Source organism: Cyanobium sp. ATX 6E8 (assembly GCF_024346335.1).
Taxonomy (GTDB): domain Bacteria; phylum Cyanobacteriota; class Cyanobacteriia; order PCC-6307; family Cyanobiaceae; genus Cyanobium_A.
On sequence record NZ_JAGQCT010000014.1, the window covers coordinates 1 to 25182 of the forward strand.

Here is a 25182-nt window from a genome sequence, read left to right on the forward strand (position 1 = left end):
TGCCTGGTGCGTTTCATGGTGAAGTCCCCGGCCCAGTCTGGCCGGCTGAGGACTCTCATTCACCCTGGACCGATTGCCGGGGTCCACGTCATTCGCACTGAGCAGTCCCGACCCCTGAACGGTTACACCCATGCTCCTTTTCCGCAGGTACAGCCATAAGTGAGCCCGCTGCTCAGCGCTTGTGGGCGCGCAGCAGGGTGTGCGCCACCGTTTGGGGCAGCTGCTGGCCCAGGTGCCGTTGGAAGCCTTGTTGCAGCAGCTCGATCGCGGCAGGGGTTAGGGGAGCCCCGCGCATGGCGTTCAGCTGCTGCAGATAGGTGCTCTCCGGTGCCAGCCAGCGTGCCAGCAGCACCGTTGATAGCTCCAGCTGGAGGGCTTCCTGCCAGTGCTGTTGCTCCACGCGCCAGCCCTGGTCGATCAGGGCTTGCCTGGCCAGCTGGCCAGGGTTGGGCTCCTGTTGCAGCTGTTGGCGTTCCAAGGCGCTGAGCTCCTCGAGCAGCGGCTGGAGGGCGGGCTCGGCTGCGCGGCTCAAGGCTTGCAGCCCGGCGGCTGGCCCCAGTTGGGGGGTGCTGAACAGCAGTCGCCATTGGCCGTTGGCACTCATCTGGGCTCCCACGGCGGCAATCCACGTGTCGATCTGTTGGGCGTTCAGCCCGCGCCAGGGTTGCCGTGCCACCGCCCAGTCGAAGCGCGACCCCTCCCCGGGCTCGAGTTGGGATCGGAGGCTGGCGGGAGCGTCGGCTTGTACCACCAGCAGTTGGGGTTGGCGCAGGGCATCGAGCACCTGCAGCTGGGCTTGCAGCCGCTCCAGGTCGGATGGTTGCCCCACGGTGATCACCACGCCGCCCTCCGGGGTGGCGGCGAGCGGGTCGAGGGCCCACAGCAACGATCGCGCCTCCAGCACCAGCACCCGGTCGTGCCGCTGCCAGTGGGCGCCGTCCCAGAACCGGCGTCTCAGGTCGTCGAGCCGTTCTCCTTCGGCGGTGGCCTGGCGCTGCAGCCAGCGCTCCAGCTGGGGATCGTCCGGGCTGCTGCTCAGCACATCGCCCTGATCGGCGGCCAGTTCGGCCGCGGCAGCCAGTTGGGCGGCCCGCCTTTGCTGCAGCCGTTCTCGCCGTTGGCCCTCCCAACCCAGGTTGCCGGGTTGCCAGAAGACCTCTCCCTGGAGTGAGTTGGGTAGGTATTGCTGGGCGACCCAGTGCTCGGCGTAGGCATGGGGGTAGCGGTAACCCACCCCATCGCCGAAGGCCTGGCCATCGCGATGGGCATCCCGCAGGTGGGACGGCACCTGTTGCCGGTTGGTTTCCCGCACGCTCTTAAGTGCGTCGAAGAAGCCCAGCACACTGTTGCTTTTTTCCGCTCCAGCCAGGTAGAGGGCCGCCTGGGCAAGGGGGTAGAGCCCCTCGGGCAGGCCCACCCGTTCGAAGGCCGCCGCACAGGCTTCCACCACCACCACCGCCTGGGGATCGGCCAGGCCGATGTCTTCGCCGGCGGCGATCAGCATGCGTCTGAAGATGAAGCGGGGGTTCTCGCCGGCTTCCACCATCCGGGCCAGCCAGAACAGGGCCGCATCCGCGTCGGAGCCCCGCAGCGACTTGATGAAGGCACTGATCGTGTCGAAGTGGGCATCCCCCTGCTTGTCGTAGAGCACTGCCCGCTGCTGGATCGACTCCTCGGCGATCGTCAGGTCGATGACGATCTGGCTGTCGCCATTGGGCTGGGTGGTTTCCACCGCCAGCTCCAGGGCATTGAGCAGGCTGCGGGCATCGCCGCCGGCCACATCCACCAGGTGGTCGGCGGCCTCTTGGGTCACCCGGATCGACCGGTCGCCATAGCCCACTTCGGCGTCCCGCAGGGCCCGATCCAGGAGCTGGTGCAGGTGGGGTGGTTCCAGGGGTTGCAGCCGAAACAGCCGCGAACGGCTCACCAGGGCTTTGTTGACCTCGAAGTAGGGGTTTTCGGTGGTGGCGCCAATCAAGGTGAGCGTGCCGTTTTCCACCCAGGGCAGCAGGGCATCCTGCTGGGCGCTGTTGAAGCGGTGCACCTCATCAATGAACAGCGTGGTGCGCAGGCCGTGGCGGGCCAGGCGCTCCTTGGCACCGTCCACCTCAATTCTTAGATCCTTGACGCCGGCGAGCACGGCATTGAGGCTGCTGAAGTGGGCCCGGGTGCTGCCGGCGATGATCCGGGCCATGGTGGTTTTGCCCACGCCGGGTGGGCCGTGCAGGATCAGGTTGCCGACCCGGTCGGCGGCGATGGCGCGGCGCAACAGGCGGCCGGGGCCCAGGATCGATTCCTGGCCCACGAAGTCGTCGAGACTCCGGGGGCGCAGCCTGTCGGCCAGGGGCGCCACCTTCTCCAGGGTGATGTCGCGTTGATGGCTGAACAGGTCGCTCAAGGGCGCTCACGGGGATTCGCGGCAACTCCCGCCGCCACCCATCATCGGCCCGCTGGCGATACGCTCCGGCCATGCGGTCTGCCTGCTCCATCGTGCGCTCTTCCGCCCTCGGGGCCGGGCTGGCGACTGCCCTATCAACTGCAGTGGCAGCCGGGTTATTGCTGGGCTGCCGCCAGGAGCCTGAATCGGCCCGGCGATTGCCTTTGGTGCAGAGCCAGCTGATCGAGCCGGCTGCGTTTCAGGCCAGTTTCGACACGGTGAGCACCCTCGAGGCAGCAGCCGAAGTGAATCTGGCGGCCCAGGCCGGAGGGCGGATCCAGCAGTTGCTGGTGCGCCAGGGCGATTCGGTGCGCCAGGGCCAGTTGCTGTTGGTGCTCGACCAGACCCAGCTGCGAGCGGAGGTGGCCAGCCTCCGCGCCCAGATGCAGACCAACCAGCTCAACTACCAGCGCTACCAGGAGCTCGCCCGCCAAGGTGCCGCCAGCGCCCTGCAACGGGATGAATTCCGGCAGGCTTACGTCGCCGCGCGGGAGGCGCTGGTGGCGCGGCAGGCGGATCTGGCTTTCAAAGACCTTCGGGCTCCGATCAGCGGCATTGTGGCCGATCTGCGCGTCAAGCAAGGCGACGTGATCCAGCCGGGGGTTCCCCTCACTCGCTTGATTCGCAACGATCGCCTGCTCGCCCGCATCGATGTGCCGGCCGTTTACGCCGGGCAGGTGCGGACGGGCCAGCGGGTGCTGCTGCTCGATCCCGCCAGCTCCCAGCCCCTGGCGGAGGGTCAGGTGAGCTCGGTAGATCCGGGGGTGACGGCCTCCACCCAGACGTTGCTGGTAAAAGCCGCGTTTGCCAATCCCCGCCGCAACCTGCGCAACGGCCAGCGCAGCCGCACCCGCTTGGTGCTCGACCGACGTGAGGAGCTGGCGCTGCCCTTCACGGCGGTGACCCAACTGGCGGGCCAGTCATTTGTTTATGTGGTGGGAAGCCTGGCGGATCTGGAACGGCAACCTGGCAAGGCACCCATGGCAGAGCTGCGCAAACTGCCACCAGGCACCAGCTTTGCCCTGCAGACACCGGTGCAACTTGGCGATTTGCAGGACAATCGCTATCCCGTGCGGCGGGGCCTGCAGCCGGGTGATCGGGTGATCACGGCTGGCCTGCTCAACCTGCGCCACGGCGCTCCGGTGCAGCTGGCGGGGAACTCCGTCTCAAAAGCCCCATGAGGCAAGCAATTTCTGGATAGTCATTTAATTTGCGGGCTCATGCTCAAACTGTGTGGCCCGAGCGATTTCGGCGCTTTCTTTGGCGGGTCTGCTGCTGGTCGGGTGCGGAGCCAAGCCGGTGGCACGGCAGCCCCTGGTGGTGCAGACCGAAACCATTGCTGAGTCCAGCTTCAGCCCGTCGATCGAGGTGATCAGCCGGTTGGCATCCACCGCCGATGTGGCCCTGCGGCCCGAAGTGGATGGACGGGTCGTCAAGATCCTGGCAACCCAGGGGCAGCAGGTGAAGGCGGGCCAGCCCATCCTGGTGCTCGACAACGTGCAGCAATCGGCCAGCCTCGATGCCAGCAAGGCCGAGGCCCGTAAGGATCTCGTCAACGCCGAGCGCTACATCTTTCTGAACCAGCAGGGGGCAGTGTCCACCAAGGAACGCGATTTTTACGTCACCCAGGCGATTCAGGCCCGCGACCAGGCGCGAGCCAAGGCGGCTGATCTCGGCTACAAGTATGTAACCGCCCCGATCAGTGGGGAGATCGGCGATCTCGACACCGTCAAGCTCGGGGATTACGTGCGCCAAGGCCAGGCGATCACCGGCATCGTTGACAACCGGGATCTCTGGACCCTGATGGATGTGCCCGCCACCCAGGCTTCCCGGGTGAAGCTGGGCCAGTCTGTGCAGCTCCAGTCCCAGGGGAATCCGCCCGTCACCAACACCGGCAAGGTGGTTTTCATCTCTCCCTATTACGGCGTCAGTGGCACTGACTCATCGCCGAACACCGTGCTGGTGAAGGCGTCCTTCCCCAATCTCACCGGCAAGCTCAAGACCGGTCAGTTTGTGCGCAACCGAATCATCACCGGCAGCAGCCGTCAGCTCTCGGTGCCGGTGCAGGCCGTGATGATGCAGGCCCAGCAGCCGTTTGTTTACCGCGTCTTCCGCCTAAGCCAAGTGCTGGCCAAGATTCGGGCGTCCACCGAGATCCCAGACGCCCAGAAGCAGAAGCTGGAAGCCCTGCCTCCAGACACGCCGATTGTGGTTCAGACCCCTGTGCAGCTGGGGATGCTGGAGGGCAATCGCTACCCGTTGCTCTCGGGCCTGACCGCCGGTGATCGGGTGGTGGTAAGCAACACCGCATTGTTGCGTTCCGGCATGCCCGTGCAGTTGGCTGGTTCTGGTCAGAAGGGTGTGAACTGAGGACCACCCATGTCACTCTCCGATAAGTTCATCAAGCGGCCGGTTCTGACCACCGTCTGCAGCATTCTGATCGTGTTGATGGGGATCATTGCGATCCCAAGCCTGCCGATTGAAAACCTGCCCAATATCGCGCCGCCGCTGATTCAGGTGACGGCAAATTACGGCGGGGCTAACTCGTTGGTGACCGAACAGGCCGTTACGAATCCGCTGGAACAGCAGATCAATGGTGTGCCTGGTGCGGCTTACATTTCTTCAACCAGCTCCAACACCGGTCAGAGCATTATTCAGGTTTATTTCGACGAGGACACCGATATCAATATTGACCAGGTGAACGTGCAGAACCGCGTGTCCCTGGCCATGCCCCAGTTGCCGCAGCAGGTGTCGGCCACGGGTGTGTCGGTGATGCAAAGCACTCCCTCGATCTTGCTGGCCTATCAGGTCACTTCGACCCAGGGCCAATTTGATGCGCCTTATATTAACGGCCTCATCTACGAAGAGCTCTATTATCAACTTGGCAGGGTTCCAGGTGTTGCTCAAGTCAATTTGTTGGGCGGTAGTAATCCCGCCTTCTGGCTGTTCGTTGATCCATCCAAGCTCACCGCGAATCAGCTAACGGCCGACCAGATTGTCAGCGCCGTCCGAAGTCAAAATAGTGTCGCCATCGGCGGTCTGGTGGGCGGAGCGCCTGCTGGCGGTGATCAGTTGTTTGCTTACCCAATTTTGGTGGCCGACAACGGCAACTTGATGTCGGTCGAGCAGCTCAACGACTTGATCGTGGGCAAGTCTCCCCAGGGCAATCTGTTGCGTCTGCGGGATGTGGGCCAGGCCACCTATGGCTTCAACACGTTTGCTCAGCAGGCGGTCAGTTTCGATGGTTACCCATCGATCACCGTTGCGGTGTTCCAAACCCCTGAGAGCAACGCTCTCGATGTGTCGGAAGCCGTCGTGGCGGTGATCAACCAGTTCTCCCAGGCGGTGCCCCCCGGCGTCACTGTGACGCAGATCTACAACATCGGACAGTTCATCGAATCGGCCGTGGAGGGCGTCACCGATGCTTTGGGTCTGGCGATTGTGCTGGTGCTGGTGATCCTGTTTCTGTTTCTTCAGAACTGGCGCGCCACGGTGGTTCCCAGCCTGGCGATTCCGATCTCCCTGATCGGCACCTTTGCCTTTATCAAGGCGTTCGGCTTTTCGATCAACCAGCTCACCCTGCTGGGTTTGGTGCTCGCCACGGGTCTGGTGGTGGATGACGCGATTGTGGTGATTGAGGCCGTCTCCAAAAATCTTGAGCGCGGCATGAGCCCACGCAAGGCGGCGATGGAGTGTATGGGTGAGCTGATCGGCGCCCTGATTGCCACATCGTTGGTGCTAATGGCGGTGTTTGTGCCCGTGGCGTTCTACCCAGGTGGCATCGGCATCATCTACAAGCAGTTTGCGCTCACAATCGCTTTCTCAATCGCCATTTCCACGTTTAACGCCCTGACTTTTTCGCCGATGATGTCGGCTCTGCTTCTTAAATCCGAGCAACCCCCAAAGCCGAAGGGCTGGGGTTGGACGGTTGGCGGTGTGGTGGTGGGTCTGGCGTTCGGCAGATTCAGTGCGGCGTCCTTCGGAGTTGGCTCCTATCTGTTTGGTGTGGTGGTGTTCGGCCTGGCCGGCAGCCGACTCGCCCTGATTTTCGATCGCTTCAACCAATTTTTTGCCTGGCTGCAGACCAGCTATGCCCGGCTGCTTGAGGTGCTGATCCGTAAGCGCAAATTCGTGCTGGCTGGCCTTGCTGGTGGCATCGTGCTCACGGTTTTGGCCTTTTCAGCCTTGCCATCGGCCTTTATTCCTGAGGAAGATCAGGGCTACGGCTTGGGCATTTACCAACTCCAGAATGGAGCCTCCCTGAGCCAAACTCAGCAGACCGGCCTAGAGATTGCCAAGGTGCTCAAGGCTGAGCCAGACATTGTGGCTGCTGCGGTGGTGAGCGGTTATGGCTTCAATGGCTCCAGCCCCGATCAAGGGGTGTTTTTCTTCGGACTGAAGCCTCTTGAGGAGCGCAGTGGTGCTGATCAGAAGGCCCCCGCCATTGTGGATCGCCTCAATACCAAGCTCTCGAAGATCAGCAGCGGGCTTGTGGTGGCGGCTCAGCCGCCCGCCATTCCTGGCTTTTCGGCCCAGGGTGGTTTCTACTTCCAGTTCAATGATCTGAGCAATGGGGCGTACAGCTTCAACCAGCTCGATGGTCTGGCCCAGCAGCTGGTGGCAGCGGGGACGGCTTCGGATCAGTTCTCCAGTCTGTATACCCAGTTCATCCCAAGTGCTCCGGCCTTCGGTTTGAAGATCGATCGCTCGATCATGGGGGCTTTGAACATCGACTTCCAGCAGGCGATGCAGACGATTGCTGTGCTCGCCGGTGGTAATTACTCGGGCCTCACCTATGAAAATGGACAGGTGCGCAACATCTATGTCCAGTCAGAGGCGTCTGGGCGCAGCACCCTGGAGGATGTGCTCAGTTACTACGTGCGCAACCGCGACAACAAGCTGGTGCAGGTGAGTGAGTTTGCCTCATCTGAGCTCACCAGTGCACCTCCGGTGATCAGCCACTACAACCTCTACCGCACCGTGCTTGTGCAGGGTGCTGAGGCGATTGGAAAAAGTTCGGGCCAGGCTCTGGCGGCGATTCAGCAGATCTTCAAGCAGCAGGATTTCAACAATATTGGCTATGCCTTCACCGGCCTGGCTTCGCTGCAGCTTTCGGCCGGTAGCGCCAGCGTCCTAGTGTTCGGCCTGGGCATCCTCATCGTCTACCTGGTGCTCTCCGCCCAGTACGAGAGCTATGTCACCCCGGTGATCATCCTGATGACGGTGCCGCTGGCCATGCTGGGTGCCCTGGTATTTCTGGCGTTGCGCTCGATTGACCTCAACATCTATGCCCAGGTGGGTTTGGTCACCCTGATCGGCCTGGCGGCCAAGAATGGCATCCTGATTGTGGAAGTGGCTGAGCAGCACATGGAAGTGGGTATGGCTGCCACCGAGGCGGCCATGGCTGCAGCCGAATCGCGCATGCGGCCGATCCTGATGACTGCCATCGCCTCCCTGGCCGGCTTCCTGCCCCTGGTTGTAGCTACCACTGCCGGTGCCAATAGTCAGCAGTCGCTCGGCACGGTGATCTTCGGAGGCCTGCTGGTGGCGACGGTGTTGTCCCTCGGCGTCGTGCCACCGTTCTATGTGGTGATTAAAAACCTCGAGGCCCGCTGGTTCCCCGAGGCCAAGCAGGAGACGACCGCCTGACTCAGGTAATGACCGTGGGTTTCTCCATGCCCGTACGGGTGCGGATTTCGGCCAGCTGGTCGATGGCTGTAATCAGGTCGCCCAGGGCAACTTGGGGGTCTTGGTTGAGGTTGCCGCCGGCCGCCACGTAGCTCTCCAGATACACCCGCAGGGTCGCCCCCTGGGTGCCGGTGCCGGAGAGGCGCAACACCACCCGGCTGCCGTCGTCGAGCAGCAGGCGCAGCCCCTGGCCGCTGGTGAGCGAACCATCCACCGGGTCGGTGTAGGCGAAGTCATCGACGGTGGCGATGCTGCGGCCGGCGAAGGCCTGGCCCACTAACGAGGGCTGCATGGTCTTCACCCGCTCGTAGAGGCCTTGGGCGGCATCGCTGGGGATCGCCTCGTAGTCGTGGCGGGAGTAGTAATGCCGGCCGAAACGATTCCAATGCTCCGCCATGATCCGGCTCACCGGCTCCCGCCGTTTGGCCAGGATTTGCAGCCAGAACAGCACGGCCCAGAGGCCGTCCTTTTCGCGGATGTGGTTGCTGCCGGTGCCGAAGCTCTCTTCGCCGCAGAGGGTGATGCGGCCCGCATCGAGCAGGTTGCCGAAGAATTTCCACCCCGTGGGCGTTTCGAAGCAGGCCAGGCCCAGCTCCTTGGCCACCACATCGGCGGCGGCACTGGTGGGCATCGAGCGGGCGACCCCGGCCAGGCCATCGGCGTAGCCGGGAGCGAGGGTGGCGTTGGCGGTGAGCACAGCCAGGCTGTCGCTGGGGTTCACGAAGCAGCGCTGGCCCAGGATCATGTTGCGGTCACCGTCGCCGTCGCAGGCGGCGCCGAAGCGGTAGGCGTCGCTGCCCATCAGCAGCTCAGCCAGGTCGTGGGCGTAGGTGAGGTTGGGATCGGGGTGGCCGCCGCCGAAATCCTCCAGCGGGATCCCGTTGCGCACGGTGCCCGCGGGCGCCCCCAGGGCCCCTTCCAAGATGCGGCTGGCGTAGGGGCCGGTCACGGCGTGCATGGCATCGAAGGCCATCGGGAAGTCGCCCCGCAGCAGATCGCCGATCGCATCGAAATCGAACAGCTTCTGCATCAACGCCACGTAGTCGTCGACGCCGTCGATCACCTCAACCTGCAGGTTGCCGATGTGGCAGCGGCCAGGCGCCGAGAGGTCGGGGTCGCTGCCGCCTTCACAGATCCGGTAGCCATCCAGCTGCAGGGTGGTGGCGTAGATCGCGTCGGTGATGGATTCCGGTGTGGGGCCGCCGTTGGCGCCGTTGATCTTGACGCCGAAATCGCCATCCGGGCCGCCGGGGTTGTGGCTGGCCGAGAGGATCACCCCACCCACGGCACCGTGCTGGCGGATCAGGTGGGAGGCGGCGGGGGTGGAGAGGATGCCACCGGTGGTGGTGATCAGCCGTGCCACGCCGTGGGCCGCAGCCATGCGGGCAATCACGGTGATGGCCTCGCGGTTGCCGTAGCGCCCATCGCCGCCCACCACGAGCGTGCCGCCGGCCACTCCGGGCAGCACCTGCAGACTCGCCTCGATGAAGCTCTCGAGGTAGTGGGGCGTCTGGAACTGCCGGCTGCTCTTGCGCAGCCCCGAGGTGCCGGGCTTCTGGTCGCTGAAGGGTTGGGATAGGGGAATGTGCCGGATGCTCACAGGATTGCTGCTGGTCATCGGCTGATCCACCGGGGCGTTGGGGGCACCAAATTAGCCCTGGTTTGCGGCCGCCCAGAACGGGCTAGCGTCCGAAACAAGCCGGGGATTGCACGCGAAGCTTGCCGAGTGGCGCTGGGACGCCAGGCAGGAATGGCCGTCGCTCAGCGCCGCGGCACGGAATCCTGTCAGCGCGGCAAGCTCACCAACGCCTTGCTGGGTCTCTCGGCGAGCTGCGAGGCCACCGGTCAGGGCAGCGGTTTGTGTGCTCTGGCCGATCAGGCGGTGGTGCAGACGGGCTGGTCGCTGGCGTTCATGGACAGCACCGCTTACCAGGTGCTGCAACTGATTCAGGCCCCAAAGGGGCGTTGAGCGCCAGCAGGGGTGGGAGCTGTCAGGCTCAGAAGCCTGGGATCAGGCCGAATCCCTTTTTCTCCTGGGGCTTGGCCTCGGTTTTGCTGGGGGCCACGGTGCGGGTTTGCTGCTTGCAGAAGGGCAGCAGATCCTGGCCGGCGCGATTGAGGGCTTCGCGGCGCTCGAAGCTGTTGGCGGCGGCGGGCTGGGCCCGTTGGCAAATGGTCCAGATCGCGTCTTTGCAGCTTGCCCCGAGGCGGGGATGGTCCATCAGCGGATCGGCCATGGTGCGCGCCTTGGTGCAGCTCTCGGCGGTGTTCTCCCGGCCGCAGGCGAACGTGTGGAGCTGCAGCTCCCGCAGCTGATCCATGGAGGGATAGGGCGGATCTTTAGGCGCTGCTTGCAGGGGGGAAGCCAGCAGACCCATCAGGCCGAGCGCCAAGCCAGCGCTTAGGGCGGAGCCGCCCCTCAGGGCAGGATTGATCCAGGAGGGAGCCATGGTTCTGTCGGGTTGGCTCCCATCATGGCGACCCCGGCAGCGCCGGCAGCACAGACAGTCCCTGGCGCAGCGGTTGCTGCTGATGGCTCCAGTGGGCGGCGATCGCCGGCCCCACCAGAGGAGCGGCCAGGGCCAGGCCGCTGCGCAGCCAGCTCTGGCGGCGCAGCTGCTCTCCCCGGGCGGCTTCGGCGGCCTGGAGGGCCTGCAGCGTGGTGATTTCCGGCCGTCGCTCGGCTTCGATCGCGGCGAGCGCCGCATCCAGGCCGGTGATGGCTGTGGTTTTGGCTCCAGGGGCACCGTGCTGTGGCTGTTGTGGTGCTGGCGCGGGCCGCAAGAGCGGCTGCAATAGGGGCAACAGCCGGGCGCTGGCCACCCAGGCGTCGCGCAGGGCCATGTTGATCCCCTGGGCTCGCACCGGACTCATCGGATGGGCCGCATCGCCCAGCAGCAGCAGGCCGGGTGCCCACCAGCGCTCTGCCAGTCCTACCTGCACTGCCAGCCGGCTGGGTTCGCCCAGGCCGGCTCGCCACTGCCGTAGCCAGGCCGCCAGCTCCGGTGGGCTCAGCGGAGCCATCCGCTCGATCCAGTCGTCTGGGGAGCATGCAGGCACCCGCTCGCCCTTGTTGAGCAGCCAGCCCAGCTGCACCCCTCCGCCAGCGCTGTCGAAGGCGCTGAACACCCCCTCCGGCCCCACCAGGGTGGTGAAGCTGCCTTGCAGCGGTGAAGGAGAAGGGCAGGCCAGTTGGAACCAGAGCAGATCGATGGAGTTGACTCCTTCCACCAGCACCAGTCCAGCCTTCTGCCGCAGCAGCGAGGCCCGGCCGTCGCAGGCCACCACCAACTCGGCCTCCAAATGCCGCCCGTTGCGCAGCCGCACTCCGGCCACCCGCCCTTGGCTCCAGAGCAGATCAGACACCGGCTGCCCCCGCTCCAGCACAAATGATGGGCAGGATTGCGCCTGCCCCAGCAGGGCCTCCAGCAGGGCGGGCTGGTTCACCAGGGTGCAGGGCCGCTGGGGATCGCCGCTGAGGGGTTCGTGGGCGTGGAAAAGCTCCCGGCCATTGACCACAAAGCGCCAGCCCTGCAGGTGCCTGTGGGGCACAGCCGCCAGCAGGTGGCTCAGCCCCATGGCAGCCAGGGCCTCCAGGCCCGAGGGCATCAACGCTTCGCCGCGAAACTGGCGCGCCGGGCTGGAGCTGGCTTCCACCAGGGTGACGGCGACGCCGGAACGGGCCAGCAGCAGGGCCAGGCTGGCCCCGGCTGGACCAGCTCCAACGACCAGGACCCTGGGGCCAGAGTTCAACGGGTCACTCAAACGAAGGAGTTGTAGTTGCGGGTGCCGCCGCTGACCGGATCCACATGCCCCATCAGCTGGCTCTTCTTGGCCAACAGGTAATTCACCAGCTCCTGCTGCACCGCCAGCAGCTCCTTGGTGCAACCCCGGAACGCGGCACGGTGGCGGATCTCGTCGTGGCGGGTGTGGAGATCGCGCAGCATCAGCTGGATCGCATCCAGGGTGGCGGAGGTGGTGCGGGAAGCCTGCAGCGAATCCATGGCCCTGGGGCGGAGACAGGTCTTCAGCGTAGGAGCCCTGGCCCAGCTCAGCAGTCGCCGATCAGGGTTCAGGTGCGCTGCACCCCACTGCCACAGCGGTTGCGTTGCCGCTCCTGTTTCCGCGCCAGTCGCTCGGTGATGCCCAGCTCGGCGCCTTTCCAGAGCCGGTTGATCTCGGCGCTGAAGTGGGCCGCTAGCAGGGGGGAGTCAAACACCAGCAGGGTTTCGTCGTTCCGGTGAGCGGCGCTGGGGCTCCAGTTGAAGGAGCCGGTGATCACGGTGCGGTTGTCGATCACGGCCAGCTTGTGGTGGAGTTTGTCGCCGCTGGCCAGCCGCGGCGTGCCAACCGTCTCGAGGGGGCGTTGCCAGGGGCGGTTGGCGGCCTCCAAGCCACAGCGGTGGTCGGGCAACTGGGTGCCGAGCAGATCCAGCACTTCGCTGAAGGAGCGGTTGGCGAAGCCGGGATCGGCCAGCAGCCGGATGGTCACCCCCCGCTCCTGCAGCTGGGCCATGGCATTGGCCAGGCTCTGCTCTGAGAACACGAACAGGGCCATGTCGAGCTGCTTGTGGGTGCCGGCGAGCAGCTCCTCCAGCAGCAGCAGGCCCTGGTGGGGATCGCGGCGGCGATGGGGTGCAAACAGCACCGTCACCGGCGTTTGACCCACGTGCACCTGCTGGGCGGCTCCGCCGCCCTTGCCCAGCCCAAAGCGGCTGTTGGGTAAACCCCCTGGGCCGTCGCCCCACATCCGCTCGAATTCGCTCACAAAGGTATGGGCTAGCTCGCGGCTGTGGAGCCGCATCAGGTGGTTGACGTTGCCGCGGGTGCGATCAGCTCCCGGGTCGCCGTGGATGCAGGAGGGGGTGAAATTGGCCGAGCCGGTCACGACCACCGCCCGGTCCACCACCATGAACTTGTGGTGCATCAGGCCGCTGCCGGCGCTGCCGTCGGCGGTGTCGTCGATCAGGGGCACCCCGGCCCGCTGCAGGATCGCCACCGCATCCCCCCAGCCGAGGGCCTTGAGCTGCTCGTGGCGGCTGCGCTGGTGCGGGGTCAGATCGGCAGGGTGCTGCTGGCTCCAGGGGGTGCTGTAAGTGTTTTCCAGCACCACCTTCACCGTCAGTCCATCGCGGTGGCGCGCTGCCAGGGCTTCGGCCACCTTCGGCAGCGACAGCTCCTGCACCGCCACCAGGATTTCCCTTTTGGCGCCTCGGATGCTGGCCAGCACAAAGGCCTCGAGATCGTCCCCCTGGCGCCACTGGCCACTGATCGGGCTGCGGTAGCGGCTGGTTTCGTTGTGGTTGAAGACCAGCTCGATGCCCTCGGGCAGGGGCCTTTGTGGGGTCGGCTGCCCCAGCAGCTGGGCTTCGGCGCTGCAGCCGGCCACGGCTAGACCCAGGGCACCGACCCAGGCGAGCGGGTGCCTCAGGGGGTTGCGGTGACGAGCGGTATGGGTGATGGCGACCTGCTGCGGCTGCCTTCAGTCTTCCCACCGACTGTCCAATGGTTGGTTGAGGCTGGGCTACTGGTCAGTGGTGGCCAGGCATCTCGGCCGTGCGCAGCATTAGCACAAACCAGGCGGTGCCGATCAGCACGGCGCTGAGCATGGCGGCCGGAAGGCCCACGCGCATCAACACCACGGGCACGATCAGCGGAAAGGCCAGGGCCCCAGCGAGTGGGGTGAGGGCCACGGTTGCTCGTTTGAGAGATCCAGCGCGTTTCAGAACCATTCGCTGATGGCCTTGTCGGCAGGGTTGCTGTTGTCTTCCGGGGTGGAGCGGTTGAATTCGAGGGTGATGTTGCGCTTCTGCTCGCCGTCTGCGGCCACCGCCTCGATCGGATAGAGCTGTTGACCATCTCGGAACGGCACCTGCACGCGGAAGGTGCCATCGGCGGAGAGCGGCACGTCTTCGCCGCCGATGGTGAGGCGCGCGGCTGGATCGGTGGCGCCGTAGACGATCAGCTCGGCATCGGCCACCAGCCAGAAAGAACGTTGCCGTGAGGCCACCCCGCCGATGCCGGATTCGTTGCGACCGCTAGCCCAGATTCCGGCCCCAGAGGCGTTCAGTTCGCTGGTGTCGAGACCGGCTTGTTCGAGTTCGTGGAAGGCCTCGGAACCGCGGCCAAGGCGCCGCCAACGGGCCGTTGCTGTTTGGTAGAGGCGCTCATGCAGACCGGCGTCAGCCGGTTCCATGGGTGTGGGCAGGGTGGCCGGAGCGGTGTCGAGCGAGAAGGGCACAAACTGGTCGAGGATCTGCTCACTGGGGTGCAGGGCCGGAACCCGGGCCACCGACGAGAAGGCCAGCGAGATCCAGCCGCCGCCGGAGCCTTTGCGGTAGCCCAGTTCCACCCGGTAGTCGCGATCGCTCAGGGGCACCGGCATATACCATTCGGTGGCATGGCTATCCACCACCACCTCCTGCAGGGTGTGGGGGTGGGCAGAGCCTCCCGCCAGTCCGGTGACATCGGCCACCCGCAGGCACAGCTGGGACGCCCCGGCGGCCAGCGCTTCGCCCCGATCAGCTTCAGAGATCTCCCAGAACACGTAGGCCCACTGGGGATCCCGGGGCAGGAACACCACGCTGGTGCTGGACGCCGAAGGGCGTGGTGCCGGAGGCAACTCCGCTTCGATCGCCTTGAGAGTGCGGGGGCTGTCGTCCTGTCGCCGGTTGATGGCCGCCAGCAACTCATCCTTCGACTTGCGGCTGTACAAGCTCACCCCAAGATCGCTGGCCACCTGCCGAAGCTGCCGCAGGGTCATGCGTGCCAACGAAGTAAGGGCTTGGGTCACGGCGATAGATTTCTTTTGGGATCAGCGTGGTCAACTCTCCCATTGCCGGTTGTTTTTGCCTTGAGCCGTCAGTGGATGCTGACGGCTGGTGCATCAGGGCCAGCGTTTGACGGGCACAAAAAAGGCGGCCCGTAGGCCGCCCCTTGATGGATTGGTTGCTGAGCTCAACGTCCAATGCTGCGGTAGGGCACCTTGGCCAAGTAGTCCATGCTGGTGTTGCTAGATGCACCGCCTTGGCTGCGCATGGCAGGCAGATTGCGCACCCAGGGGAGGTAGTCCTCTGGGAAGCCCCCACGGCGCTGACGGGAGCGAGCGGGGATCGTTTTGGCGGTGCCGGTGTACACAACTTGGGGGAAGCCCAAGATGCCCCGGTAATAGGCCTCGTATCGCGGAGTGGTGATGTTGAAGGGGGTTTCGCCCAGATCCCTGGAGCCCACCACGCGGTTGCGGTGGAAGGGAACGGTGTCGTAACCGAAGGCGTCCAGGTATTCCTGGCCGTTGAGGATGTCGTCAACCATGCCCTTGACCCCGCGGGTCATCAGCACAGCCGCCCAGGCGATCTCCTCAGACCTGCCGTGGGTGGGGCGACCCAGAAGCTTTTCCACCAGGTGGCGCACCACCCGATAGTTGCTGTTCAGGTTGTAGAAGCTGCGGGTGAAGGTGTCTGAGAGACACAGGGAGCGAATGAAATCCCGCACACTCATTTGGCCGTTGCGCAGCTGGCTCTCCAATGTCAGGTTGCGGTCGACCTTGAAGGCATAAAAGAAAATCTGTCGATAACACGACTCAATGAGCAGATTTAGGTCTTTGGGATCCATAGCCCTGTCCATGGACATGGATTTGGGGTCCTCATCCGAACCCACCCGCAGCGGGTTAACCCGCGAGTTTTGGGTAGTGGGCGCGTATTTCAGGAGGGGCAGGGCCACACAACTTCATCATCCGTCGTTGCTGATCGTAGAAGTGCAGCCGCGGCCGGGTTCGGCTGGCCGAGACAGGGCTCACAGTCCGTAACGTTCGTCACCATCCCAGGGGAGACAGGGGCTGCTCGGAGACGGGCTCTTGGGCAGGGGTTTTGGCCCCAGGCTCCGGGCTGTCTAGCAGCCGTGTCTCGACGCAGAAGGACGCCGTATTGGAGAGGCCCTCCACCGTGCTGGTGCGCAGACGCACATTGGGGCCGGCAAAGCTGAATCGCTCCAGGCTGGCCATGGTTTCGTAGCCGGTGGTGAGCAGTAGACCGTCGCGCTCGTCCATGGCGAAATGACCTGCCACGGGGGCGGTTTCGGCGTAACCACGGTCGCGCAGCAGCAGACCGGACCGGCCGAGCTCATCGGTGGGGATCAAGCCGAAAACGCTTTCCCCCTCGTGGGCTTCTCCTGCCTTATCCCACGCCATTGAGGCGTTCCAGGTCACCCGGCAGCCCCCAACGAGGCCAGCGGGATTTTCGCCGTGGAGCTCGGCGATGGCGATCAGGCGGGGGTCGGTTGCGGCGATTTCCACCACCTCAATGAAGGAGCCTCCCGCCTCAGCTCGCCGGTGCAGCAGGTGGTGGCTGCTGCGCTGGGAGCGCCAGCGGCCGCAGCTCAGCCGGAAAAAGCTGAGGGCATCGGCGATCGAGGCGGGGCGGATGTCGTCCACGGGGGTGCAGTGGCTGTGGCGATGATCGCAAGGAGTGGTGGGGAGCGGCGGTGGCGATCGGTGTGGCTGCTGCCCTGGCCGCCGCCCTCTTCTGGACCCTGGCCAGTGGTTTGTGGCGTCGGCTGCCGACGTCGCTGGGTCCGGCCGAGCTGAATCTGCTCAAAAACCTGATTGCCCTGGCGCTGCAGCTGCCGCTGCTGCTGGGGAGCACCCAGGCCCTGCCGCTTGGGCCCACCGGCCTGCTTCTGCTCAGCGGGGTGCTGGGCATTGCCCTGGGGGACAGCTTCTACTTCGCCGCCTTGCGACGGCTCGGCACCCGCCGCACCCTCACCTTTGATGCCGGCGGGCCGGCGGTGACGGCCGCGGCCGGTTGCCTGCTGCTGGCCGAGTGGCCTGGGCCGCGCCAGTGGCTGGGGATTGCCCTGATCAGCCTGGCGGTGGTGGTGGTGGCCCGGCAGCGGCCGATGGCCGAGGCGGGGGGTGGTCTGGAGGCTCACCAGCGCCTGGGGGTGGTGCTGGCTCTGGCGGCCCTGTTGTGTGGCGGTGCTGGTGCCCTGTTGGCCCGTGCCGCCCTGCGCACATCGGGCCTCGATCCCTGGCATGCCGCCACCCTGCGGCTGCTGGCCGCCACGCTGGTGCTGCTGCCCCTGTTGGGCAGGCTGATGACCCATCTGCGCCGGCCTCGACCCAGGCCGCCGGGCCGGCGTTGGCTCCTGGTGCTGGCGGCCACCCTGCTGGGCACCAGTGCGGGCATCGGTCTGCAGCAGCTGGCCCTGGCCCGACTTCCCGGCGGGCTGGCCGTGGCCCTGCTGGCCACCGCCCCGGTAATGGCGGTGCCCCTGGCGCCCCTGGAGGGGGATCGCCCCGGGGCACCAGGGGTGCTGGCCGCCCTGCTGGCGGTGCTGGGTGTGGTGCTGGTGGCGCTGCCCTAGCCCCGGCTGGTCTCGCCCTGGCCCAGGCGTCGATCGGCCTGGCGTGTGGCCCAGGTGCTCAGGTCAGCCAGCTCCAGGGCCAGCGGCGCCCGGCCCAGCGTGCCGGCGACGTGCTCCAGTTGACCGCCCGTTGCCACCAGTTGCTCAACCAAGGCCGCCTGGAATGCGGCGTCGTCGGCGATTGGGGGTTGTTGCCGTACCCAGGCGCCGATAGCTGCACGATCCGGCAGGGGGCCGGGCTCAAGGGATGCTGCCGTTGAACGGGAGATGGCCTGCAGCGTGCGCAGGCCATGGGCCAGGAGCCTGAGGTGGTGACGCTCGAGTGCCGGCAGCAGGGTGGCCTCTAGCTCCGCCAGTTCGGCCAGGGTCAGCGGGCTGTTGGCGGCAGGCCCGTCCGGCTCAGGCGTCACGGCCCTGAATGAGGCGGAAGCCGCAGGAGTGGCCCTTTTCCAGGCGCCATTGGACCCGCTCCACCTGGCAATCGGGAAAGGTGTGGCGGATCAGTTGCAGCTCTTGATCGCAAACGCAGGGGAACTGCTCGGCAATGCGCATCACCGAGCAGTGGAATTCGCTGACCACCCAGGCCTGGTCGTCGTCGGGATCCTGGGCGCATTCGGCCATGTATCCCGCCTGACGGCGCAGTTCCACCAGCCGCTCGAGCCGTTGTTGCAGCTCCCCCTCGCCGATTTGGCCCCGATACACGCCCGCTTGCTGGAGAGCCTGCTGATTGAGGAGCTCCTGCAGGGTTTCGGAGGACAGGCTGCCGGCCAACGACTGCAGCAGGCCCAGGGCGAAGTGATCGCTGCCATCGGGAAAGTGCCCCTGTCCCTTGGCCGTAAGGCGCCAGCGATTGCTGGGTCGACCGGGACCCTCGGAAGCCGGACTGGCTTCCACAAAACCTTCATCTTCCAGGCTGCGCAGATGGCGGCGCATCACCTGAACTGACACCGACTGGTATTCAGCCAATTCGCCGGCGGTCGCCTCGCCCTGCCGCAACAACATGCCGAACACCGCTTCCCGGGTGGACGCCGGGTCGGCATGTTGGCGGGAGATCTGGGGTGTGGCACTCATGGCCGACGCCGAACTACATCACGATGCCACGCCTGGCCGGCGGTTGGGGGTCGGCCCGGCACAATGAGGTTTCTGGTCGAGCCCCAAGGCCCATCGCTGGTGCTCTAAGCTCGATAGGAAACGAAACCAAAAAGTTTCGTAACTGGGATTCTGTGATCCTGGCCGTTGCACTGCGCGGTCCTGTTCCTTCCAGTGCGATCTGACCATCACCCCCTCCGAGCCATGTCCGACGCCGCGGCCAGCCCGACCTCCGACAGCCTCGAGGTGATTGGGAAGTTTGCCGAAACTTACGCTCAGCGCACGGGCACCTATTTTTGCAGCGATCCCGGTGTCACCGCGGTCGTGCTGGCAGGCCTCGCCAAGCACAAGGACGAGCTCGGTGGGGCTCTCTGCCCCTGCCGTCACTACGAAGACAAAGAAGCCGAGGTCTCCCAGGCCTTTTGGAACTGCCCCTGTGTGCCGATGCGGGAGCGCAAGGAGTGCCACTGCATGCTGTTTCTCACAGAAGACAATCCGTTCCGCGGTGAGCAGCAGACGATTTCTCTTGACGACGTGAAAGCCCTTACTGCCGGCTGATTCGGCTGAATTGCCATGAGTACCGCAACCGTTGGCGATCTTGTTTCGCAGCCGTATAAACACGGCTTCGTGACAGACATTGAAACTGAAAAGATCGCCAAGGGCCTCAGTGAGGACGTGGTGCGGCTGATCTCGTCGAAAAAAGACGAGCCTGATTTTCTGTTGCAATTTCGGCTGCGGGCCTATCGCCACTGGCTGCAGACGGCCGAGCCCGATTGGGCGGCTTTGGGATATCCGCCGATTGACTATCAGAATATCATCTATTACGCGGCTCCCAAGCAACAGGAGAAAAAGGCAAGCCTCGATGAGGTGGATCCCAAACTGCTGGAAACCTTCGATAAGCTCGGGATCCCACTGAGCGAGCAGAAGCGTCTCTCCAACGTGGCTGTTGACGCGGTGTTCGATAGCGTCTCGATCGCCACCACCTACAAGGAGAAGCTGGCGGAGCATGGGGTGATCTTTTGCTCCATCAGCGAAGCTGTGAAGGAGCATCCTGAGCTGATCGAGGCCTATCTGGGTACGGTAGTGCCCAGCAATGACAACTACTTTGCGGCCCTCAATTCCGCTGTCTTCAGTGATGGGTCCTTCGTGTTTATTCCGAAGGGCGTCGAGTGCCCGATGGAGCTTTCAACCTATTTCCGCATCAACTCCGCTGACACGGGTCAGTTTGAGCGCACATTGATCGTGGCTGAAGAGGGGGCCTCGGTGAGCTACCTCGAAGGTTGCACCGCTCCCATGTTTGATACCAATCAGCTCCATGCCGCCGTGGTGGAGTTGGTGGTACTGGATGATGCTTCTATCAAGTATTCGACCGTGCAGAACTGGTATGCCGGTGATGAAAATGGTGTGGGTGGTATCTACAACTTCGTGACCAAGCGTGGTCAGTGCCGCGGTGCGCGCAGCCGCATCAGCTGGACCCAGGTGGAAACGGGTTCAGCCATTACCTGGAAGTATCCCAGCTGTGTACTGCAGGGTGCTGATTCGGTGGGCGAGTTTTATTCCGTCGCCCTCACCAACAATCATCAGCAGGCGGATACCGGCACCAAAATGATTCATGTGGGGCCCCGCACCCGCTCCACGATCGTGAGCAAGGGAATCAGCGCTGGCCACTCCTCCAACAGCTATCGCGGCTTGGTGCAGATTGGCCCAAAGGCTCTGGGAGCGAAGAATTACAGCCAGTGCGACTCGATGCTGATCGGCGATCAGGCGGCCGCCAACACCTACCCCTACATCCGCTCCCAGCAACCCGATGCGGTGGTTGAGCATGAGGCCAGCACCTGCCGCATCTCCGCCGATCAGCTTTTCTATCTCCAAAGCCGGGGGATCGGCTTTGAAGAAGCGGTTTCGATGATGGTGAGCGGCTTCTGCCGCGATGTGTTCAATCAGCTGCCGATGGAGTTTGCCGCCGAAGCCGACAAGTTGCTGGCTCTCAAACTCGAGGGATCGGTGGGGTGACTAGCCAGAATCCCCTAATTTGTTCTACTTAGCTGTTTTTGAGTCCGCTTCCGATCTTTTCCATTTGATTTTTCTGCTGTGATTCGCCCCGACGCCCCACTGTTGCTGGACATTTGCGATCTCCACGCTTCTGTGGAGGATCAACCCATCCTCAAGGGGGTCAATCTGTCGATTCGGGCTGGTGAAATTCATGCCGTGATGGGGCGCAACGGCAGTGGCAAGAGCACCCTGTCTAAGGTGCTGGCCGGCCATCCCGCCTACACCGTCACGGCTGGATCGGTGAACTACCGCGGGGCCGATCTGCTCGAGCTGGATCCCGAGCAGCGGGCCCGGATCGGTCTGTTCCTGGGGTTTCAGTATCCGGTGGAGATTCCTGGAGTCAGCAATCTGGAATTTCTGCGGGTGGCCACCAATTCCCGCCGCGCCGAGCGGGGTGATGAGGAGCTCGATACCTTCGCCTTTGAGGACCTGGTGCACGAGCGGCTCAAGGTGGTGCAGATGGATCCGGCCTTCCTCGGGCGCAGTGTCAACGAAGGCTTTTCTGGCGGCGAGAAGAAGCGCAACGAGATCCTGCAAATGGCCCTGTTGGAGCCCCTGGTGGCCATCCTCGATGAGACCGATTCCGGTCTCGACATCGACGCGCTGCGCATCGTTGCCGATGGTGTCAACCAACTGGCCGGACCCGAAAACGCCACCCTGCTGATCACCCACTACCAAAGGCTTCTGGATCTGATCACCCCCGACTACGTGCATGTGATGGCTGCTGGCCGGATCCTGCGCACGGGTGGCAAGGAGCTGGCGCTGGAGTTGGAGCGCACCGGGTACGACTGGGTGGACCTGGAACTCGCCCGCCTGGAGCCCGAGACGGTGGAGGTGGCCTGATGCCTGCCGTTGCGCTACCGGCAACCGCTGAGTGGTTGGCCGCATTGGCCGGTTCACCGCTGCCGGGTCGCCGCCATGAGGATTGGCGCTTCACCGATCTGGCGCCGCTGCAAAGCGTGGCTCCAGAGCCCTGGACTGGCCCGGATCCCTTTGCCCTTGCTGCGCTCCCCGATGGGATCACTCGCCTCGAGCCCTCTGAAGCGCAGCAGCTGCGCAGCCAGGTGCTGCAAGCCACCGGCAGCTCAGCTGCTTGGCCGGTGCAACTCAATCAGGGCGCTTCGCCCCGTTGCCTGGCGTTGCGGGTGAGCGGGGCGGCGGGGCCGTTGCAACTCAGCATCGATGCCGGAACTGCTCCGGGCCTGTTGGCCCTGCAACTGCTGCTGATCCTGGAGGACGGGGCCAGCCTGGAGCTGCTGCAACACCACAGCTCCAATGCTGCCAATGCCACCAGCCAGCTGACCGTGGCCCAACTCGGCCATGGCGCCCGGCTGCATCTGGGGGTGCTGGCCCCGGGCGATTGCCGCGCCAGCTTGCTCAGTCATCTGGCCATTAGCCAGGCTCCTGCCAGTGCCCTGCAGCTCACCACGGCCGTGGGCGGTTGGGCCCTGAGCCGCCTGGAGCCTCGCATCTGTCAGGTGGCAGGGGCAGCCCACACCCGTCTGCGGGCCCTGCAGCTGGTGGACGGCCAAGACCTGGCGGACACCCACAGCCACGTGCGATTTGAGGGTCCCGATGGCGAGCTCGACCAGCTCCACAAGGTGGTGGCCGATGGGGCTGGACGCAGCGTGTTCAATGGCGCTGTCCAGGTGCCCCGCAAGGCCCAGCAGACCAACGCCGCCCAGCTCAGCCGCACCCTGCTGCTCTCGGATCGGGCCCGGGTGGACACCAAGCCCGAGCTGGAAATCGTTGCCGACGACGTGAAGTGCGCCCACGGTGCCACCGTGAGCCGGCTGCAGCAGAACGAGCTTTTCTATCTGCAGAGCCGTGGCATCGGCGCCGATCAGGCCTCCAAACTGCTGCTGCGGGGCTACTGCGAGGAGGTGCTGCGGGAGCTGCCGGCGGCTGCGGCGGCCCTGAATCCCCTGCAGCTGCTGCTTCGGGAGCGTCCATGACCATGACCGCCTCCCCGGTGCAATCCGACCTGCACCCGTCCAACCCATCTGCCGGCAACCTCGCGGCCCTCACCCGGCCCGACTTTCCCCTGCTGGCGCAAACGGCCTGCCTGGGCCAGCCGCTGATCTACCTGGATCACGCCGCCACCAGCCAGAAGCCCCGTCAGGTGCTGGCAGCCCTGCAGCACTACTACGACCACGACAACGCCAACGTGCACCGCGGCGCCCACCAGCTCAGCGCCCGGGCCACCGAGGGCTTCGAGGGTGCCCGCGCCAAGGCGGCCGCGTTTGTGGGGGCGGCCAGCCCGCGGGAGATCGTGTTCACCCGCAACGCCAGTGAGGCGATCAACCTGGTGGCCCGAAGCTGGGGTGAGGCCAACCTCGGCCCCGGTGATGAGGTGCTGCTCACGGTGATGGAGCACCACTCCAACCTGGTGCCCTGGCAGCTGCTGGCGGCGCGCACCGGCTGCGTGCTCCGTCACGCGGGGCTTACTGCGAGCGGCGAGCTGGATCTGGAGGATCTGCGCCGCCAGATCACCGAGCGCACCAAGTTGGTGAGCCTGGTGCAGGTGAGCAACACCCTCGGCTGCCTCAACCCGATCGAGGAGATCGTCGCCCTGGCCCATGCCGCCGGCGCCCTGGTGCTGGTGGATGCCTGCCAGAGCCTGCCCCACCTGCCGGTGAATGTGGCCCAGCTGGGCTGCGATTTTCTGGTGGCCAGCTCCCACAAGCTCTGCGGCCCCACGGGCATGGGGTTCCTCTGGGCCCGGGAGGCGTTGCTCGAGGGGATGCCGCCCTTCCTGGGCGGCGGCGAGATGATCCAAGACGTGTATCTCGATCACAGCAGCTGGGCGGAGCTGCCCCACAAGTTTGAGGCGGGCACGCCGGCCATCGGTGAAGCGATCGGCATGGGCGCCGCCCTCGACTACCTCAACGGCCTGGGCTTGGCGCGCATCCACGCCTGGGAGCAGGTGCTCACCCGCCAGCTGTTCGATCGGCTGCGGGCGATCGAGGGGGTGCGGATCCTGGGTCCTTCGCCGGAGCAGCAGCCTGATCGCGGCGCACTGGCGGCCTTCACCGTCGATGGGCTGCACGCCAACGACATCGCCGCCCTGTTGGACTCGGCCGGGATCTGCATTCGCAGTGGTCACCACTGCACCCAGCCCCTGCACCGGCTCTACGGCATCCCCGGCTCGGCTCGCGCCAGCCTCAGCTTCACCACTACCCCCGAGGAGATCGACCGTTTCGCCGAGGAGCTCGAAGGCACGATCGCCTTTCTGCGCGAGCACAGCTAATTAGAGCGGCGTCAGCACCGCCAGGGCTTCGGCCCGGTGCTGGCCCTGCCAGGCCCACTGCCACTGCCAGCCTGTCTCCTGGGCCACCGTTTCGATGGCGCCCCGCTCGGCCGGGATGTCGAAGCTGCTGAGGTGCTCGATTACCTGGCTCTGCTGCTCCGCGGTTAGCGCCGCCCAGCCCTGTCGGATCCGCGCGCTGTAGCGCTGCTGGTAGGCCTCCAGGGTTTCGCCCGGCTCGCGGAACACATCAGCCCAGAGCAGCAGCCCATCGGCGGCGATGCGCTGGCGTGCCCCCTGCAGAAACGTGGTCTTCTCGGCGTCGCTGAGGTGATGGATGGCAAAGGCCGAATGAAGGATGTCGACTGGAGGAGCCTCCGATTGGCTCCAGGCCAGCAGGTTGCCCTCCTGCCAGGCGCAGGGATAGGGCATGGGGCCCAGGGCCGTCTCGGCCAGGGGCAGCACGGCGGCGGTGAGATCCAGGCCGGTGTAGCCGCCCAGGGGCAGGCGCCTGAGCACGGGCGCCAGCTGGGCCAGATCGCCGCAGCCCAGATCCACCATCGCCGGCGGGGGCGCAGCGACGGGACGCTGGGCCAGCCAGCCCTCGAGGGCGTTGGCTGTGGCGTGCGCCACGGCCCGGTGCTCCATCAGGTCGTGGCTCACCACCGCCCGGTAGGTGGCCCACTGCTGCGAAAAGAAGTCCATGGCGCCATCCTGATCGAGCCCCGGGCCCGAGATGGATGGCGAATAACCCGGTGATCCCGCAGCTGTGGATGGTGGTGTTGGGCGGCCGCGCGCCTGGCTGCCACATCGAGCTCCACGACGTGCGCTTTGTGGCAGGGGCCACGATTGAGGCGGCGATGCCGGAGCTGCGGCGGCAGTGGTTCGGGAGGCGTGAGGGCCTGCACCTCGATGCGTATCTGGCGGTGCGGGCGGTGGATGGCTGGGCGGTGCGTCTGGGGCGCGAGCCGCCCGCGCCCCGGCTCGAGCGGCTCTGGTTTGTGAACCTGGGCGCCTACCGCCCCGATTGCCTCGCCGAGCTGCACCACTTCGGCCTGGTGGTGGCCCGTTCGCTCCAGGCGGCCAAGGCGGCGGCCAAGCGGCAATGGCTGCGGGGCGCGCTGCAGCAGCACAAGGACGATCTGGCCGCGGTGGACGATTGCCTGGCGATCGAGCAGCTGGAGCTGCTGGGGGGTGAGCGCTGGCACGTGCAGCTGGAGCCCCACCCCGAGGGCCTCAGCCAGAGCCAGGTTCCGGATTGGTTTGGCTACCGGCCGATCTGAGTTGGCTGCAGCTGTCCTTTTGCCTC

At 65.2% G+C, this 25182-nt stretch carries 24 protein-coding genes; 11 read left to right on the forward strand and 13 right to left on the reverse strand.

Annotated features, from left to right (window positions below; translation table 11 throughout):
• Positions 1-172: 172 nt before the first annotated feature.
• Positions 173-2398, reverse strand: coding sequence for an AAA family ATPase (locus tag KBY70_RS11110; protein ID WP_254988539.1), 2226 nt, complete (start codon positions 2396-2398; stop codon positions 173-175).
• A 71-nt stretch (positions 2399-2469) separates the two neighbouring features.
• On the opposite strand from KBY70_RS11110, the gene KBY70_RS11115 reads away from it, so the two are divergent.
• From KBY70_RS11115 to KBY70_RS11125, 3 genes are read left to right on the forward strand one after another with little or no spacing between them, the layout of a single operon-like run.
• Positions 2470-3618, forward strand: a complete 1149-nt coding sequence (locus KBY70_RS11115; RefSeq protein ID WP_254988540.1) for an efflux RND transporter periplasmic adaptor subunit — start codon at positions 2470-2472, stop codon at positions 3616-3618.
• Between the two features lie 52 nt (positions 3619-3670).
• Entirely contained in the window at positions 3671-4807 is a 1137-nt protein-coding gene (locus KBY70_RS11120) for an efflux RND transporter periplasmic adaptor subunit (protein ID WP_094561093.1), read from the forward strand.
• A 9-nt stretch (positions 4808-4816) separates the two neighbouring features.
• Positions 4817-8086 (forward strand): efflux RND transporter permease subunit, encoded by a 3270-nt coding sequence (locus KBY70_RS11125; protein ID WP_254988541.1) that lies wholly within the window; start codon positions 4817-4819, stop codon positions 8084-8086.
• Position 8087: 1 nt separating this feature from the next.
• Here KBY70_RS11125 and KBY70_RS11130 read toward each other — a convergent pair whose 3' ends face one another.
• Positions 8088-9743 carry an alpha-D-glucose phosphate-specific phosphoglucomutase gene (locus KBY70_RS11130; protein ID WP_254988542.1) on the reverse strand — a complete coding sequence of 552 codons (1656 nt, stop codon included), beginning with the start codon at positions 9741-9743 and terminating at the stop codon, positions 8088-8090.
• Between the two features lie 132 nt (positions 9744-9875).
• Here KBY70_RS11130 and KBY70_RS11135 point away from each other — a divergent pair, with 132 nt between their 5' ends.
• Positions 9876-10094 (forward strand): hypothetical protein, encoded by a 219-nt coding sequence (locus tag KBY70_RS11135; RefSeq protein ID WP_254988543.1) that lies wholly within the window; start codon positions 9876-9878, stop codon positions 10092-10094.
• Positions 10095-10122: 28 nt separating this feature from the next.
• Here the strand turns inward: KBY70_RS11135 and KBY70_RS11140 are convergent, their stop codons facing one another.
• The 8 genes from KBY70_RS11140 to KBY70_RS11175 form a co-directional block, all read right to left on the reverse strand.
• Positions 10123-10575 carry a hypothetical protein gene (locus KBY70_RS11140; RefSeq protein WP_254988544.1) on the reverse strand — a complete coding sequence of 151 codons (453 nt, stop codon included), beginning with the start codon at positions 10573-10575 and terminating at the stop codon, positions 10123-10125.
• 22 nt (positions 10576-10597) lie between these two features.
• Positions 10598-11878, reverse strand: a complete 1281-nt coding sequence (locus tag KBY70_RS11145) for an FAD-dependent monooxygenase (RefSeq protein WP_254988545.1) — start codon at positions 11876-11878, stop codon at positions 10598-10600.
• A gap of 8 nt (positions 11879-11886) precedes the next feature.
• Positions 11887-12129 (reverse strand): hypothetical protein, encoded by a 243-nt coding sequence (locus KBY70_RS11150; protein ID WP_094561105.1) that lies wholly within the window; start codon positions 12127-12129, stop codon positions 11887-11889.
• Positions 12130-12197: 68 nt separating this feature from the next.
• A complete protein-coding gene (locus KBY70_RS11155) occupies positions 12198-13514 on the reverse strand; it encodes a phospholipase D-like domain-containing protein (protein WP_254988546.1) in 1317 nt (438 codons plus the stop codon).
• A 142-nt stretch (positions 13515-13656) separates the two neighbouring features.
• Positions 13657-13818 (reverse strand): hypothetical protein, encoded by a 162-nt coding sequence (locus KBY70_RS11160; protein ID WP_315859744.1) that lies wholly within the window; start codon positions 13816-13818, stop codon positions 13657-13659.
• Positions 13819-13847: 29 nt separating this feature from the next.
• Entirely contained in the window at positions 13848-14918 is a 1071-nt protein-coding gene (locus KBY70_RS11165) for a DUF4912 domain-containing protein (RefSeq protein WP_409996057.1), read from the reverse strand.
• 164 nt (positions 14919-15082) lie between these two features.
• Positions 15083-15844: a phycobilisome rod-core linker polypeptide gene (locus KBY70_RS11170; protein WP_094561114.1), complete on the reverse strand. Its 762-nt coding sequence runs from the start codon at positions 15842-15844 to the stop codon at positions 15083-15085.
• A gap of 91 nt (positions 15845-15935) precedes the next feature.
• Complete coding sequence (locus tag KBY70_RS11175; RefSeq protein ID WP_254988548.1) at positions 15936-16553, reverse strand: phycobiliprotein lyase; 618 nt, start codon at positions 16551-16553, stop codon at positions 15936-15938.
• Between the two features lie 50 nt (positions 16554-16603).
• Here KBY70_RS11175 and KBY70_RS11180 point away from each other — a divergent pair, with 50 nt between their 5' ends.
• A complete protein-coding gene (locus KBY70_RS11180; RefSeq protein ID WP_254988549.1) occupies positions 16604-17485 on the forward strand; it encodes an EamA family transporter in 882 nt (293 codons plus the stop codon).
• Here KBY70_RS11180 and KBY70_RS11185 read toward each other — a convergent pair.
• Positions 17482-17895 (reverse strand): hypothetical protein, encoded by a 414-nt coding sequence (locus KBY70_RS11185; protein WP_233128655.1) that lies wholly within the window; start codon positions 17893-17895, stop codon positions 17482-17484. The genes KBY70_RS11180 and KBY70_RS11185 overlap by 4 nt on opposite strands.
• Positions 17885-18556 (reverse strand): iron-sulfur cluster biosynthesis transcriptional regulator SufR, encoded by a 672-nt coding sequence (gene sufR / locus KBY70_RS11190; protein ID WP_254988550.1) that lies wholly within the window; start codon positions 18554-18556, stop codon positions 17885-17887. The genes KBY70_RS11185 and sufR overlap by 11 nt, the downstream gene beginning before the upstream one ends.
• 222 nt (positions 18557-18778) lie before the next feature.
• Between sufR and KBY70_RS11195 the strand changes: the two genes are divergently transcribed.
• The 5 genes from KBY70_RS11195 to KBY70_RS11215 all read left to right on the forward strand — a co-directional run bounded on the left by KBY70_RS11195 (position 18779) and on the right by KBY70_RS11215 (position 23876).
• Entirely contained in the window at positions 18779-19132 is a 354-nt protein-coding gene (locus KBY70_RS11195; RefSeq protein WP_094561120.1) for a ferredoxin-thioredoxin reductase catalytic domain-containing protein, read from the forward strand.
• Positions 19133-19147: 15 nt separating this feature from the next.
• On the forward strand, positions 19148-20587 hold the full coding sequence (gene sufB, locus KBY70_RS11200) for a Fe-S cluster assembly protein SufB (protein WP_254988551.1): 1440 nt from the start codon (positions 19148-19150) through the stop codon (positions 20585-20587).
• A gap of 78 nt (positions 20588-20665) precedes the next feature.
• On the forward strand, positions 20666-21469 hold the full coding sequence (gene sufC / locus KBY70_RS11205; protein ID WP_094561124.1) for a Fe-S cluster assembly ATPase SufC: 804 nt from the start codon (positions 20666-20668) through the stop codon (positions 21467-21469).
• On the forward strand, positions 21469-22581 hold the full coding sequence (locus tag KBY70_RS11210) for a SufD family Fe-S cluster assembly protein (protein WP_094561126.1): 1113 nt from the start codon (positions 21469-21471) through the stop codon (positions 22579-22581). The genes sufC and KBY70_RS11210 overlap by 1 nt, the downstream gene beginning before the upstream one ends.
• On the forward strand, positions 22578-23876 hold the full coding sequence (locus KBY70_RS11215; RefSeq protein ID WP_254988552.1) for a SufS family cysteine desulfurase: 1299 nt from the start codon (positions 22578-22580) through the stop codon (positions 23874-23876). Before KBY70_RS11210 ends, KBY70_RS11215 begins: the two co-directional genes overlap by 4 nt.
• Here KBY70_RS11215 and KBY70_RS11220 read toward each other — a convergent pair whose 3' ends face one another.
• Positions 23877-24578, reverse strand: coding sequence for a class I SAM-dependent methyltransferase (locus KBY70_RS11220; protein ID WP_094561130.1), 702 nt, complete (start codon positions 24576-24578; stop codon positions 23877-23879). It abuts the gene before it with no gap.
• A gap of 35 nt (positions 24579-24613) precedes the next feature.
• Between KBY70_RS11220 and KBY70_RS11225 the strand changes: the two genes are divergently transcribed.
• Positions 24614-25156 carry a DUF1543 domain-containing protein gene (locus tag KBY70_RS11225; protein WP_094561131.1) on the forward strand — a complete coding sequence of 181 codons (543 nt, stop codon included), beginning with the start codon at positions 24614-24616 and terminating at the stop codon, positions 25154-25156.
• Positions 25157-25182 lie beyond the last annotated feature (26 nt).